16 protein-coding genes and 5 pseudogenes are annotated in these 12,943 nt (G+C 50.7%); 6 read left to right on the top strand and 15 right to left on the bottom strand.

Annotated features, from left to right (window positions below):
• Together nfsA and OGY33_RS04930 are read right to left on the bottom strand one after the other, a co-directional pair.
• On the bottom strand, positions 1-723 hold the full coding sequence (nfsA, locus tag OGY33_RS04935) for a nitroreductase NfsA (protein ID WP_008784243.1): 723 nt from the start codon (positions 721-723) through the stop codon (positions 1-3).
• Positions 707-997 carry a DUF1418 family protein gene (locus OGY33_RS04930; protein WP_048214588.1) on the bottom strand — a complete coding sequence of 97 codons (291 nt, stop codon included), beginning with the start codon at positions 995-997 and terminating at the stop codon, positions 707-709. Before OGY33_RS04930 ends, nfsA begins: the two co-directional genes overlap by 17 nt.
• 172 nt (positions 998-1,169) lie before the next feature.
• Here OGY33_RS04930 and OGY33_RS04925 point away from each other — a divergent pair, with 172 nt between their 5' ends.
• Positions 1,170-1,433 (top strand): GrxA family glutaredoxin, encoded by a 264-nt coding sequence (locus tag OGY33_RS04925; RefSeq protein WP_008784241.1) that lies wholly within the window; start codon positions 1,170-1,172, stop codon positions 1,431-1,433.
• 34 nt (positions 1,434-1,467) lie between these two features.
• On the opposite strand, the gene OGY33_RS04920 is transcribed toward OGY33_RS04925, so the two are convergent.
• The gene (locus tag OGY33_RS04920) at positions 1,468-1,848 is read right to left on the bottom strand and encodes an inner membrane protein YbjM (RefSeq protein ID WP_003035356.1); all 381 of its coding nucleotides are present in this window, start codon (positions 1,846-1,848) and stop codon (positions 1,468-1,470) included.
• Positions 1,849-2,117: 269 nt separating this feature from the next.
• Between OGY33_RS04920 and OGY33_RS04915 the strand changes: the two genes are divergently transcribed.
• Both OGY33_RS04915 and OGY33_RS04910 read left to right on the top strand, forming a co-directional pair.
• Positions 2,118-3,803 (top strand): aspartate:alanine antiporter, encoded by a 1,686-nt coding sequence (locus tag OGY33_RS04915; RefSeq protein WP_003831652.1) that lies wholly within the window; start codon positions 2,118-2,120, stop codon positions 3,801-3,803.
• Positions 3,804-4,120: 317 nt separating this feature from the next.
• A complete protein-coding gene (locus tag OGY33_RS04910) occupies positions 4,121-5,152 on the top strand; it encodes a hypothetical protein (protein WP_191238705.1) in 1,032 nt (343 codons plus the stop codon).
• A gap of 517 nt (positions 5,153-5,669) precedes the next feature.
• On the opposite strand, the pseudogene OGY33_RS04905 reads toward OGY33_RS04910, so the two are convergent.
• From OGY33_RS04905 to OGY33_RS04860, 11 genes and pseudogenes are all read right to left on the bottom strand, one after another.
• A pseudogene (locus tag OGY33_RS04905) lies at positions 5,670-7,220 on the bottom strand (hypothetical protein); the annotation flags it as partial.
• Positions 7,221-7,356: 136 nt separating this feature from the next.
• On the bottom strand, positions 7,357-7,500 hold the full coding sequence (locus OGY33_RS24545; RefSeq protein ID WP_370922079.1) for a DUF6890 family protein: 144 nt from the start codon (positions 7,498-7,500) through the stop codon (positions 7,357-7,359).
• A gap of 47 nt (positions 7,501-7,547) precedes the next feature.
• Positions 7,548-7,805: a putative phage tail assembly chaperone gene (locus OGY33_RS04900; protein WP_191238712.1), complete on the bottom strand. Its 258-nt coding sequence runs from the start codon at positions 7,803-7,805 to the stop codon at positions 7,548-7,550.
• Complete coding sequence (locus OGY33_RS04895) at positions 7,792-7,980, bottom strand: hypothetical protein (protein ID WP_024137079.1); 189 nt, start codon at positions 7,978-7,980, stop codon at positions 7,792-7,794. Before OGY33_RS04895 ends, OGY33_RS04900 begins: the two co-directional genes overlap by 14 nt.
• Positions 7,910-8,290, bottom strand: coding sequence for a hypothetical protein (locus OGY33_RS04890; protein ID WP_086551038.1), 381 nt, complete (start codon positions 8,288-8,290; stop codon positions 7,910-7,912). The genes OGY33_RS04895 and OGY33_RS04890 overlap by 71 nt, the downstream gene beginning before the upstream one ends.
• Complete coding sequence (locus OGY33_RS04885) at positions 8,290-8,631, bottom strand: M15 family metallopeptidase (RefSeq protein WP_000175561.1); 342 nt, start codon at positions 8,629-8,631, stop codon at positions 8,290-8,292. Before OGY33_RS04885 ends, OGY33_RS04890 begins: the two co-directional genes overlap by 1 nt.
• Positions 8,618-8,920: a phage holin family protein gene (locus tag OGY33_RS04880; RefSeq protein ID WP_001738730.1), complete on the bottom strand. Its 303-nt coding sequence runs from the start codon at positions 8,918-8,920 to the stop codon at positions 8,618-8,620. Before OGY33_RS04880 ends, OGY33_RS04885 begins: the two co-directional genes overlap by 14 nt.
• A gap of 10 nt (positions 8,921-8,930) precedes the next feature.
• Positions 8,931-9,386, bottom strand: coding sequence for a phage protein (locus OGY33_RS04875; protein ID WP_191238713.1), 456 nt, complete (start codon positions 9,384-9,386; stop codon positions 8,931-8,933).
• A pseudogene (locus OGY33_RS04870) lies at positions 9,383-9,793 on the bottom strand (DUF2586 family protein); the annotation flags it as partial. The pseudogene OGY33_RS04870 and the gene OGY33_RS04875, both read right to left, overlap by 4 nt.
• A pseudogene (gene gpM / locus OGY33_RS04865) lies at positions 9,792-10,106 on the bottom strand (phage terminase small subunit); the annotation flags it as partial. The pseudogenes OGY33_RS04870 and gpM, both read right to left, overlap by 2 nt.
• A gap of 3 nt (positions 10,107-10,109) precedes the next feature.
• Positions 10,110-10,910 (bottom strand): annotated as a pseudogene (locus tag OGY33_RS04860) (phage major capsid protein, P2 family); the annotation flags it as partial.
• On the opposite strand from OGY33_RS04860, the pseudogene OGY33_RS04855 reads away from it, so the two are divergent.
• The 3 genes and pseudogenes from OGY33_RS04855 to OGY33_RS04845 form a co-directional block, all read left to right on the top strand.
• A pseudogene (locus OGY33_RS04855) lies at positions 10,901-11,323 on the top strand (phage terminase large subunit family protein); the annotation flags it as partial. The pseudogenes OGY33_RS04860 and OGY33_RS04855 overlap by 10 nt on opposite strands.
• Positions 11,320-12,381: a phage portal protein gene (locus OGY33_RS04850; protein WP_086551032.1), complete on the top strand. Its 1,062-nt coding sequence runs from the start codon at positions 11,320-11,322 to the stop codon at positions 12,379-12,381. The pseudogene OGY33_RS04855 and the gene OGY33_RS04850, both read left to right, overlap by 4 nt.
• Entirely contained in the window at positions 12,378-12,701 is a 324-nt protein-coding gene (locus tag OGY33_RS04845) for an Ogr/Delta-like zinc finger protein (RefSeq protein ID WP_191238718.1), read from the top strand. Before OGY33_RS04850 ends, OGY33_RS04845 begins: the two co-directional genes overlap by 4 nt.
• Here OGY33_RS04845 and OGY33_RS04840 read toward each other — a convergent pair.
• Positions 12,675-12,872, bottom strand: coding sequence for a hypothetical protein (locus tag OGY33_RS04840; protein ID WP_001742468.1), 198 nt, complete (start codon positions 12,870-12,872; stop codon positions 12,675-12,677). The two genes, OGY33_RS04845 and OGY33_RS04840, sit on opposite strands and share 27 nt — an antisense overlap.
• Between the last annotated feature and the right edge of the window lie 71 nt (positions 12,873-12,943).

Genomic DNA, 12,943 nt, shown 5'->3' with positions numbered 1-12,943 from the left:
TTAGCGCGTGGCCCATCCCTGTTTATGCAAATATTCCAGGATAAAGGGGCGACTTTCTTTAATGATGGTACGGCGAATATGATCGCTCCAGGTGTCGCGACGGGTATTGCTTCCTCGGGTCAGATAGTACTGCGCGAGCTGCTCATCATATTGCGCCAAAACATCGCTGTTGAGTGGCTGGTATTGGTTTTCATGCACCACAAGCGACGCGGGCAGCCGCGGCTTGATATCCGGGTTATCCGCAGGCCAGCCGAGGCACAATCCAAAGAGCGGCAGAACATGTTGCGGAAGCTTCAGCAGTTCGGTGACCGGCTCAATATTGTTACGCAAACCGCCAATAAACACACCGCCAAGTCCCAGCGACTCTGCCGCCGTCAATGCATTTTGCGCCATCATTGCAGTATCAACCACGCCCAGCAGCAGCTGTTCCGCCAGCCCAAGTTGCGCGTCAGGGCAAATCTGCAAATGACGGTTAAAATCAGCGCAAAACACCCAGAACTCAGCGGCCTGAGCCACATGCTTTTGGCCGCCAGATAAGGTAGCCAGTGATTCACGCAGGGATTTATCCGTTATGCGAACGATCGTCGTGCACTGTAGAAAACTGGAGCTTGACGTTCCCTGAGCGGCGGCAATAATCGCCTCACGCTGTGCATCCGAAATGGCATCATCAGTAAAATGGCGAATGGAACGGTGGCTGCGAAGTAAATCAATGGTTGGAGTCATCTCTTTTGTCTCTGTCTGAATCAGTTGAATCACCGGGTGCGCGAGACATCAGTTGCGGTGCCAGCAATTGAGCAACACGCCACATCAACGCCACCGCAGCAGGGAGCATCAGCAGTATGCCCAGAAATATCATCACCACGCAGGCTAACGGGCTGTTAAGCGGTGCGGGCAAGGTGAGGTAATCGTTAAGCGATAGCAGCGCCAGCGATAACAAAACCATCCCAATTATTTCCAGCATCAATACGCTTTTGGGTAATACACCAATTGTGCGCATACGCGGCCTCCCGGTGAAATGGCTTCCATTATAAAACGTTCCGGCTTGCCGTGTTTAACAGATATAGCTTGAGGATATCAAAGCAACAGGCTGAACCTGCTTTCCATCCGTCACAAATCGCGGCATCATAACAAGTATTGCCATCCGGCCTGATAAGTTCGAGGAGAAAGAGATGTTTGCCGTTATTTTTGGTCGCCCAGGGTGCCCGTATTGCGTGCGCGCAAAAGAATTAGCAGAAAAATTAAGCAGTGAGCATGAAGATTTTAACTTCCGCTACATTGATATCCATGCTGAAGGAATTACCAAAGCAGATCTGGAAAAGACGGTAGGTAAGCCAGTTGAAACCGTTCCGCAGATTTTTGTCGATCAAAAACACATCGGCGGCTGCACTGATTTTGAAGCTTGGGCAAAAGAGAACATGAATCTGTTCGCCTGATAGCGGTTTCTACGCCCTCACCTTGAGGGCGTCATCAGTTCTTTTTCCGCCGTTGATGCTGATTGAATAAGCTACTGATAAATAAAAAACATAATGCGCCAAGCGCGCACCAAAACACTGCACTAAACAACCACGCCAGCTCTTGCCACAATGAACGCGTCGGCATAAAAACGAACCGCATCAGTAACAGGCAGCACGGCGCCGCCAACATTGCACCAAGCAGGGGTTTGAGCACTTCCCGACGATGGGAAAAAAAGCTTGCTGCAGCACCAGGTAAGATAAAAAACAACAATCCGACCTCAGGATGCCCTGCCGCTCTGAATGCCCCTTTCACGTTCAGCGTTAATGAAAGACACACCACAATAAAGAGCACAAAGCAGCAGACCGCACTCGCCCAACTTTGCTTATGTTTCAATCGTTCCTCCTGACACATTCTCTATCGAACACTCTTTTCGCCCGCAGGCGTCCAGTCAGATAAAGTAACTCGGCATTCCATGCCAAAAACACACCCACACGATTCTTATAGCCGTTGATACGTAATGAGATTAAACTAACCGCATATATTGTTATGCTGCATTATTCGGGGCTGTGTACGATGCTATCGCCCCTTAATTTCTGGCAAAAACATTAGCGTAAATTGCCATTTCTTTCAATAGCTTACTAGTAAACAAGAAGTTAGTCTCCGTGAATATAAACGTCGCAGATTTGTTAAATGGGAATTACATCCTGTTATTATTTGTGGTCCTGGCTCTGGGCCTGTGTCTGGGCAAATTACGTCTGGGTTCAGTCCAACTCGGTAATTCCATTGGCGTTTTAGTGGTCTCCCTATTATTAGGTCAGCAGCACTTTAGTATTAACACCGATGCATTAAATCTCGGCTTTATGCTGTTTATTTTTTGCGTCGGCGTCGAAGCCGGTCCCAACTTTTTTTCGATTTTTTTTCGCGATGGGAAAAATTATCTAATGCTTGCCCTGGTGATGGTCGGTAGCGCAATGCTGATCGCGTTGGGGCTGGGTAAGCTATTTGGCTGGGACATCGGCCTGACGGCGGGTATGCTGGCTGGCTCGATGACCTCAACGCCGGTGCTGGTCGGCGCGGGTGATACCTTGCGCCATTCAGGAATGACAGGGACACAACTTTCAAGCGCTCTCGATAACCTGAGCCTGGGTTACGCCCTCACCTATTTGATTGGTCTGGTCAGCCTGATTGTTGGTGCGCGCTATTTGCCGAAACTGCAGCATCAGGATCTGCAAACCAGCGCCCAACAAATCGCGCGTGAACGAGGTCTGGACACCGACGCCAATCGTAAAGTGTACCTCCCGGTGATCCGCGCCTATCGCGTTGGCCCTGAGCTAGTGGCATGGGCTGATGGTAAAAATCTGCGCGAACTGGGTATTTATCGCCAGACCGGTTGTTACATTGAACGCATCCGTCGCAACGGCATTCTGGCCAACCCGGATGGTGATGCGGTGTTGCAAATGGGCGATGAGATAGCCCTGGTGGGTTATCCGGACGCCCATGCTCGCCTCGATCCCAGCTTCCGTAACGGTAAAGAGGTGTTCGATCGCGATCTGCTCGATATGCGCATCGTCACTGAAGAAATTGTGGTGAAAAACCACAATGCCGTTGGTCGTCGCCTGGCCCAGTTGAAACTGACCGACCATGGTTGTTTCCTGAACCGCGTGATCCGTAGCCAGATTGAAATGCCTATTGATGACAACGTCGTACTCAATAAAGGCGACGTGTTGCAGGTCAGCGGTGATGCTCGTCGCGTGAAAACCATTGCCGATCGTATCGGCTTCATTTCCATTCACAGTCAGGTGACCGATCTGCTGGCCTTCTGCGCCTTCTTTATCATCGGTCTGATGATCGGGATGATCACCTTCCAGTTCAGTAATTTCAGCTTCGGCATCGGGAATGCGGCTGGACTGCTGTTCGCTGGGATCATGCTGGGCTTCCTGCGAGCCAACCACCCCACATTTGGCTATATCCCACAGGGTGCGCTGAATATGGTGAAAGAGTTTGGCCTGATGGTATTCATGGCAGGCGTCGGTTTAAGCGCAGGCAGTGGCATTGGTAATGGCCTGGGTGCCGTCGGTGGTCAAATGTTGATTGCCGGTCTGGTAGTCAGCCTGGTTCCGGTTGTCATCTGTTTCTTGTTTGGTGCTTACGTATTGCGCATGAACCGTGCCCTGCTGTTTGGTGCCATGATGGGCGCACGTACCTGTGCTCCAGCAATGGAAATCATCAGCGACACCGCACGCAGCAACATCCCTGCGTTAGGCTATGCCGGGACTTACGCGATTGCTAACGTTCTTCTGACATTAGCGGGGACACTCATCGTCATTGTCTGGCCTGGCCTTGGTTAGCGCTGAAATTTTCCCTTAATTGAAAAATTTTTGCAGGTAAGCAGAACTTTTCTTCAAGGCGTCAGTCATAACTATTGCCACTGCTTTTCTTTGATGTCCCCAATTTGTGGAGCCCATCAACCCCGCCATTTTGGTTCAAGGTTGATGGGTTTTTTGTTGCCTGAAATTTATCACCTATAAAATCAATTAATTATGAGTGAAACCAACCATACCTGGCGACAAAATGGCGACACGATTTTTTATGCCTTCATTTCAGCCAATTCCTAAGGTATTTTCTTCGTACATAAAATTGTTACGTTTGGAAAAGGATTTTAGTTATGGCTATCCCCGCCCCCTCACTTGATGCTGTAAAATTGTACGATAATGCGCTAATTTCTATCCAACTTGGTATTGAAGACTTTGAGCAGTCAACCCTACCTTCCGGTAATCAAGCACGAGCACTCTCGTCAGTAAGAAACCTTTTCGCTGGAATGCTGCTTTTGTTCAAATACAAAATTGCTGTATCGGTTAGTGATCCAGCAGATGCTTATAGCGTTATCTTCAATCCCCCTCCTATCGTGCCCGAATCTGATGGAAACGGTGGTGTTAGATGGGTTCCGGATGGAAAGTTCAAGAAAACAACAATTGATGTCCATGGCATTCAACAACGATTTGAAGGGTTCGGCATCAATGTCGATTGGGACGTAATCAATAAATTACAAGATTGTCGAAATCACTTAGAACACTTACATCCTCAACATACATATGGTGAGGTAGGAGGCTTTATTGCCGACCTTTTTCCCGTCCTAAGTGATTTCATTACTAATGAGTTACAACAAGTTCCAATGGATGTTTTAGGTGGGGCTTGGGAAAAGATGCTTGCTCACAAGGATTTCTACAACGAAAAACTTGCTGAATGTGAAGACAGTTGGCAATCCGCAGATATCCCTGATGGGATGCAAATCTATTTAGATGATTGCAATTGCCAGATGTGCGGATCACAACTCATTAAGGCGGCGGATGAAGACTTAGCGTCAGGACTTACTGTTAAACAGCATGAAGATAAATTTAGATATCGCTGTGTTAGTTGCAGTTACGCAGACCTGATTGCACCGGAACTCTATCACGCTTTTCATGTTGCCAATGATTATGACCCTCGCGATGGTAGTGAGCCAATTTGTGAAACCTGTTACGAATGCAATCATGATACCTTTTTGATTTTCGAACAAAAATGTGCTTGGTGTGGTGCTACCCTTGAACACAATACGTGTAGCATTTGTGGAGAGCCTCTAACGCAAGATGAGCAAGATAATGGGGGCTTATGTAGTGCCGATCAATATATTCGCGAAAAGTTTATGCGCGAAGACTGAGAAAATTTTTCAGATTTTGATAAATTAAAAAATGTTCCGAAACCCGCGATGTTCCTCGTTTCGCGGGTTTTTTGTTTTCTTCATCATAGCACAGCCCGAACCTTTCCCAACTTGCTGAAAAGTAATTATTTCTTTATTTATCTGGATGTTGCAAATTCACTTAGATCCTCAAGCAATCCTTGAAAATGAAAAACACTGAAATTCCTTTCATACTTTTCAGTTCTGGTTTTCTGTGAAGCTGCCAGCCACAGCGCGGTCTGGCGCTCTGTTTTGTAGAAAATGAAAACTGAAAAATTTTATCGATCCAGAAACCGCAGGCGGGTGCGGTGTAGTGCCGTTTTTGTCTGCGAACGATTTATTTTGTCAGCGTGTAGCGCCGTCAGCGTAACGTGACAGCACAGATCCTTTTGTGGTGTTACGCGGTCGCGGTCAGATAAAAGAAGTGCTTAGAATGCGTCTGGTGAGGTCTGGGGATGGGCACAAAAAAGCCCGCATTATGCGCGGGCTGATGGGATGATCAGGCGATTATTTTCTGGTACTTACTCCGGGTCTGTCCGGCCTTCTCCGCCGTCTGTGTGAATGCTCCGGCATTGGTTGGCGTACCAACACTGGGGTGTGAATGGCTCGCACACTGCTGCGCCAGCTCGGCCAGTAAATCAATGGTGTCCAGCATCATGGTCAACGTGTTGACGCTCTCACTGCCAATATGGACGGTTGGCCCCATAATCTGCTGACCGCCCGCCGCCACCGATTTACGCAATGCGGCAATCTTTTCAGTCAGGGTTCCCCCTACATCAACATCCACGGCTCCGGCCACCTTAGTGGATTGTTTCCCGGTTATGTCAGTTTCGTCATTTCCTTCAATGCTGGCCAGCCTGTTGCCTTTCACGGCCTGGCTATAATCCCCTGCACTGACCTGCTGAATGGCTCCGGCCATCAGGGTGGCAGTGCCCAGTACAGTGGTTTTGTCAGTGGCTTTAACGGTCGTTTCACGGCTAACCAGATCGCGCCGTTCCGTATCGGCCTTGACCGTCCGCGTCATCGATGTTTCGCTGATGGTCTGATCGGTCTGCCTCACCCAGTCGCCAGCCTGGGTGACACGTTGCGATACTTCCGCCCGCTGCTGTTGCAGCTGCTCGCCGGGTTTAACATCCGGCAGACTGGTACCATCCGGCAGCGTCTGCCTGATAAAAGGTTTATCCGGTCGCCCTCCGGTAAACGCAACTTCAACCAGCGTCCCTTCTGGCGGAAACTGGAACATGCCTGAGTCATTCCCGGCCATAGGAACCGGCAGCGGCACCGCAGAATAAACCGGCGTCTGGTTGTCCGGGTTGCCGTCTGCATCAAGCAGCTGCACATCAACGGCATAGCGCGGCCGGAACGGATCGGCAAAATTACCGCTTTTCACAGTTTCACTGGGTGCCACCACTCTGGCCAGTTTTGGCAGGTGCAGCCCGGAAGCCAGCTCCGGGTAATGGCTTTCAATCTGGCGCTGTGCCGGTGTTTTCTGTAATGGCTGACCTGTCGCGCGGTTTCTGGGTGTCCAGGTGACGGCCATTGTGTCATTGGTCAGATGAACTTTGGTCACACGCTCCCCGTTCAGCTCCACACCCGGCCGCAGACTCTGGATCACCGGCAGCGTCATGGAATTACCGCCAGCAGCATCCTGGCTGAACTCTGCCGGGATATCGACCGGACGACCGGCAAACATCGCTTTTTCCGCACCGCCCACATACAGGGAACCATCCGGCAACTGGTACCAGATGTAATCCTGAATACTGAATGCCCTGCCCAGATTATTCAGCAACTGATAACCCGTGCCGTTATGGGTGAAATGCGGGATCGGCTTATCGCTGTAGGGGGCATCCGGCACACTGACCACAATTCCGCTGTTTTCCTCCAGCCAGCTGGCTACTTTGCGCAAAGTGGGATGTTGAAAAGAACATGGCCACATCCTTTCAAATACGCCAACCAGCTCGCGCACAAACAGACGCTGAAAACCATTTTCGGCTGGTTGCGAGCGTTCCACGTAGCCGGTAAACCATCGCAAAAGCAGATCGGAATACCCGCCAGCGCCAGAACGCCGCCACCAATCTGCATAAAGGCTTCTTTTGATTTTTCAGCAAAGCCCGTTACGTTGCCCTGCGCCTGTTTTAACGGGCGGGACAATTTATCAATAAGGCTTAATGTAAAATCTAACTGTTTCATTCAGTGCCTTTAAATGCTTTAGCCACGCCATTAGCCACGGCTATTCCCGTATATTCCCAGTGACGGTTATCCAGCCATATAGCGGCGGCAATATCGTCAACGGAATCCTGACCATGTGGTAAATAATGACGGCGAAGAATTAAATACTGTTCGAGTCCATTTCGTTCAATATCATGGACTCGTTTTGTCAGTTTTTTACTTCAATCTCCAGTTCCGGCGCGTAAATATCATTAACTTTACTGACCAGTTGCAACGCTGCACCCGGATGTTTTAATACGTCAATCAGTGCTTCTTTCGTTTCCGGGGTAACAATACGCATCAGATAATTATTTGCAGGTGCAACTTTATTATCCATTGCCATTTCATTAATCAGTTTATTGTAAGCAGTCTGATTAGGTTCAAAAACAATATCTGCACCACAAACACTCAGTTTAATTTGTTCCATAAATAACACGCTCTCTTAAATTAATTTCATCGACTAACTGATTATGACGCGCCGCACACTGGCCATATATTTCAAGGTAAACAGTCAGCAGTTCCGCTGCATCTTTACCTGTTGCCCCGTTCAGACGCGGCAGCTGCGTGGCGCATCGTGTTTTCAGGTTTTCCTGATAACGCACGTTCGGTACCGGCGACGGCGCTGTTGTACATGCTGACAAAATCATCAGACAGGCACCTGTTAGTAAAAACCGGCTTAAGCACTTCCGTGCGGATCTCTCGCGGTTGCGCATTTCTTAGCGCCTCCAGTTTATCTTCCAGCGCCCTGGCGGAATCACTGGCAATGCCCTGCATCATCTTTCGCGATTCATTACCCGCCACCTGCGCCGCCGTGTTGATTGCCAGCTCCAGGCTGTCTCGCCGCCAGTCAGCAGTCAGCCAGCCCCAAGCAAACGCCAGCGCTACTACAACCAGCCACTGCGCGTGACTCATCAGCGCACCCCGTTATGTTCCAGGCTGAAATGATTACCATCCGGTCTGGATTTGAAGCGCCCGCCCCAGCTTCCGCCCAGTGATTCCCAGTATTCCCCCAGTGGCAGATAGTCCTCTGTACGGGTCTGGTACTGGCCGTTCACAAACAGATTAAAATCCACGGCCAGACGCTGGGTGTGCAGACTGTTAGAAATGCCGCTGCCCTTCTTCGCGTTCAGCGCCGCCTGTTCCGGGGTGCGGTACGCTTCACCAAACGTCAGCCGGTAGCCGCGTTCTTCCGCCCAGTGGATCAGGTTGGCCACCATGACGGTAAACAGCTGCTGCTTTTCACTCAGGGTCATTTGTCACGCTCCCGTTCTTCTTTCCCGCTGCACGTCTGCGCAGCCACATTTCAACAGCCTGATAACCGGCAATACCCAGCGCTGCCCCCAGTCCCTGAATTGCCAGCGGGCTGGCCTCCGGGATTTGAATCAGCACCGCGCCAGCGATGACTGAAACAAAACTGCCCAGGATCACACGGCTGATAAACAGGCGCGGTGTAATGGGATCATCACTGGCCAGCACCTTCGCAACAGCAATGAGCGCCCCCATAATCAGCAGTGAATAAAGGCTCTTTTCATGTTCCTGCATTCCGGCTTCCTTATCCGATCAGGTTTTCCGTGGCTTCCGCTTCCAGATACGGCACACCGTTGATGTTCACGAACTTGGGACTGGTCACAAAATATTTGATTTTGTGTGTCGCCACACCGCCGCCCTTTGGATCGATATCCAGCAGATTACTTAGCTGGAGTTTGTTGCCGAACGATTCCACTTTCATTTCTTCGCTGCCCGCTTTGGCATAGAAAAGAAAATCCAGCGGCGGAATACCACGCCACGAACCTGCGGCGTGGGCTTTGGCCGTCAGTACGCCCAGCACCTTGGAACTGACTTCAATTTCTCCCTCTGCGGCTACATCACCATCGACATGGCCATCCGGCACACCACGGGTCTGGGCGGCGGCGCTGTTATCCGTGATATCGAGTGTGATTTTCTCGATATGGATCAGATCGCCATCAAGATAGGTATCAAACGACATACCCGAAATACGTTTACTCATGCAGCGCCCTCCAGACTGGCATCCAGTAACAGACTGATGGTGATTTGCAGCGGAACTTCCCAGGTGCGTACCACCAGATAAATATCCACCGTCTTTTTGTTCTTCCAGACAATGGTCACATCACCCTCCTGCGGCGGCTTCACTTCCCCCGGAAATGACACGCCATTGATACTGGCCGCTGTGGACATTTCACGCAGTGGACGTGCAAACAGCGTCTGGTGTGCAGCAATGCTGCCCGGTGTGCTGTTCAGTGAACGATCCGCAATTTTGCTGATAGCCAGCAGACGTACACGACGCGCCGCTTTATCGGCAACACGCAGGGTTTCAATCGACTGGTAATCGCCGCCTTCCACATCCAGCGTTCGCCCGTCAGCCCAGTAAAAACCGTCATAATCCGGGTACCACAGCCCAGTCCAGCGCCTTATCCAGATCGCCCACGTCAAACAGCCAGATAACACACCAGGCAAATACCGGGTTGGCGTACACCTGCCCGCTTTCCAGATACGCTTCCACAGTCGGCATCCAGCGCGGCAGCAACACATCCCGTTTAAACTCAACGCGATCCGCGATTGTCGGCAGGTTACGGGCATGTTCCACATCCGTTTCCAGCGCCTTAATCAGCAGGTGCATGCTTTCCGTGGTTTCCAGTGCCTGGCTGCGTTTCAGCTTTTGTTCCATCGCTATGCGCTGGCTGTGACGCTGCGCGGGAGAAAGTGCCATTTGTCAGCCCTCTGCTGGTTCGGAAACCTTGCCGATGGTCACGGCGGATTCATCAATGGCCGCATACAACTCCGGCACTTCAACCGCATAGCCTTCATTACGCAGGTATTTGTTTTCGAACTGCTTACGGTCTTCAACAAATTCCGCCTTACGCATGCGGGTGTTGCGCTGGGTGTAGATATGCAAATTAGAAAGCGGCGTGACGACCATACGTTTACCCGGCATAAACGGCGGGATAACAGCAGGACGGCCAGCAATAGTGCTGCCCAGCATCTGCGCCGCAATTTTCTCAGTCGGGCGGTCTGCCGCCTGATACAGTCGGTATTGTTCAGCAGCAACCAGATCAGCACCGACCAGAACCACCAGGCGCGGGTCATTGCGGAACTGTGCCGGAATCTTGGCGTTAATCAGGTCAGAAGCCATTGCATCCAGTGACTTGTAATCCCCGGCTTCATCCAGCACGACCGGATCGGTCATAATCTGATTACCACCCAGCAGCGTTTTCATACGCTCATGCCAGCCGATGTTGACATCTTCGCCGTTCGGGTTATCCGTTGGATTCGTCGTTTTGGCACGGCTCTTACCGTTAAAACCAATACGCAGCATATCCAGCGCAAACGCCTGTGTGGTAAACGCCTGGACCAGGTTGTAAAACTCGTTTTCGTCCTTACCGGCATTGGCCCAGACCGAAAGCAGATCCCAGCGCAGTGCGGCGCAGCTGTCCGTTTCAACCAGTGAATAGTCATTGCCGTCCACGCCAACCTGACGAACAAAGCGGCCATTTTCACTGCGGCCGGTATCAGGCCAGGCAGATCGAACTGCTGTTTAAAAAATACAACTTCACCTATCTGGGAGTTGACGTTACCGGTATTGGCCAGGGTGTTTTTGACAACATCCAGCATTTTGCCATGCGCGTGGCCGTCGCCATTCGTTACGACATGAACACGAAAAATCAGCTGGTACTGAAAGCGGCGGACGTGGTGGAAAGCCAGCGTATTGAATGGGACAAAAACCTGAAAGAGATCCCGGCCAGCTTTATGGCTGTACGCCGCACCACCACGCAAAGCGGTAACGCCATGACATTTGTCGCTGACCGCAGCCAGGACACTGGCCACGCTGAGGCGTTCTGGGCCATTACCCACGCCCTGCATAACGAACCACTCAACTACGAAAACAAACCGAAATCCCGCTGGGGTGTAAGGAAAGAGGCTGCATGAGTAAAAAAAACCGCTTCGTTAAGCGCAACCCGCGCGGCGATAAGTCCAAAAAAATGAGCATCATTACGTTCGGCAAACCGGAACCTGTGCTGACCACCGGCACGGATTACCGCGACATCTGGTACGACAATGCCGCCGATCACTTTACCCAGCCTATTGACCGGCTGGCACTGGCACAGCTTATCAATCTGAACGGTCAGCATGGCGGCATCATCCACGCCCGGAAAAATATGATTGTGTCTGATTATCTGGGCGGTGGCCTGACTTACGACCAACTGGAAGCCGCAGCGTTTGACTATACAACCTTCGGGGATATTGCGATTGGCAAAATCCGCAACGGATGGGGGGATGTGATTGCCCTGGAACCTTTACCCGGCCTGTATATCCGCCGCCGTAAAGTCAGGGACAACGCCACAGACCAGCCCGGCGATTATGTGGTATTGCAGGACGGTGAACCGCAGGTATGGCCGCAGGAAGATATCATCTTTATCAAGATGTACGACCCGCAGCAGCATATTTACGGACTGCCCGACTATATCGGCGGCGTACACTCGGCATTGCTTAACAGTGAAGCCGTCATTTTCCGCCGCCGCTACTACCACAACGGCGCTCATACTGGCGGCATTCTCTATACACGTGATCCCAGCATGACGGATGAAATGGAAGAAGAAATTGAACAGCAGCTGCGTGACAGCAAAGGTATTGGCAACTTCTCCACTATTCTGGTGAACATTCCAGGCGGGGATGGGGATGCGATCAAGTTCATAGAAATGGGTGATATCTCTGCAAAAGATGAATTTGCCAACATCAAAAACATCAGTGCGCAGGACATTCTCAACGCGCACCGCTTTCCCGCTGGGCTGGCCGGAATTGTCCCGCAGAACACTGCCGGTCTGGGGGATGTTGAAAAGGCGGAAAGGATTTACAAGAAAAGCGAGATAGCGCCTATTCAGCGTCGGTTTATGACTGCCGTGAACAACGATCCCGAAATACCGGAACGTCTGCACCTTCACTTTGATTTAAGTTACACAGAATCAACGGATAAGGATGCGGCATGAGGCGAAAAAGGCTAAAATCCAGGCATTATTTAACAGCTGGAGCATGGAATATGCGAGTTCTGAAAATCGAATGCCCGGAATGCGGCTCAAAGGCTGTTATTCGTAAAACAAACCGGAAGCACCGGCAGATTGCGGATATTTACTGCGCCTGTTCAGATGTGGAGTGTGGCCATACGTTTGTGATGAATCTGACGTTCTCCCACACTCTCAGCCCCAGCGCGAAAACGGGTGATGCAATGGTGCAGAAAATATTGAATGCACTGTCACCCGATCAGCGTCAAATGGCATTAGACCTACTGAAAGCGACTCCCGCCGCCTGATAAGCCCCCTTCCCGGGGGTTTTTACTTTCATATTCATCAAGTTTACTTTCCAGATCTGAAGTCAGCTCGCTTAGCCAGGCAAGTGCAATGTCCTTTTCACATCCAGTGCAATTACTTTTGGCGATCAACCTGGTAAACAACGCAATCCGCTGCAATGCGATAGTTTCCATAAACAAATCCTGCACAAGCATCCTCCTAAAAACAGAATAACTGTATATTCATACAGTATACATTTAAGCAC

Source organism: Citrobacter sp. Cpo032 (assembly GCF_030332975.1).
GTDB classification, from domain to species: Bacteria; Pseudomonadota; Gammaproteobacteria; order Enterobacterales; family Enterobacteriaceae; genus Citrobacter; species Citrobacter portucalensis.
Note: the sequence above shows the minus strand (reverse complement) of the source record. Positions and strands in the feature narration are given on the sequence as shown.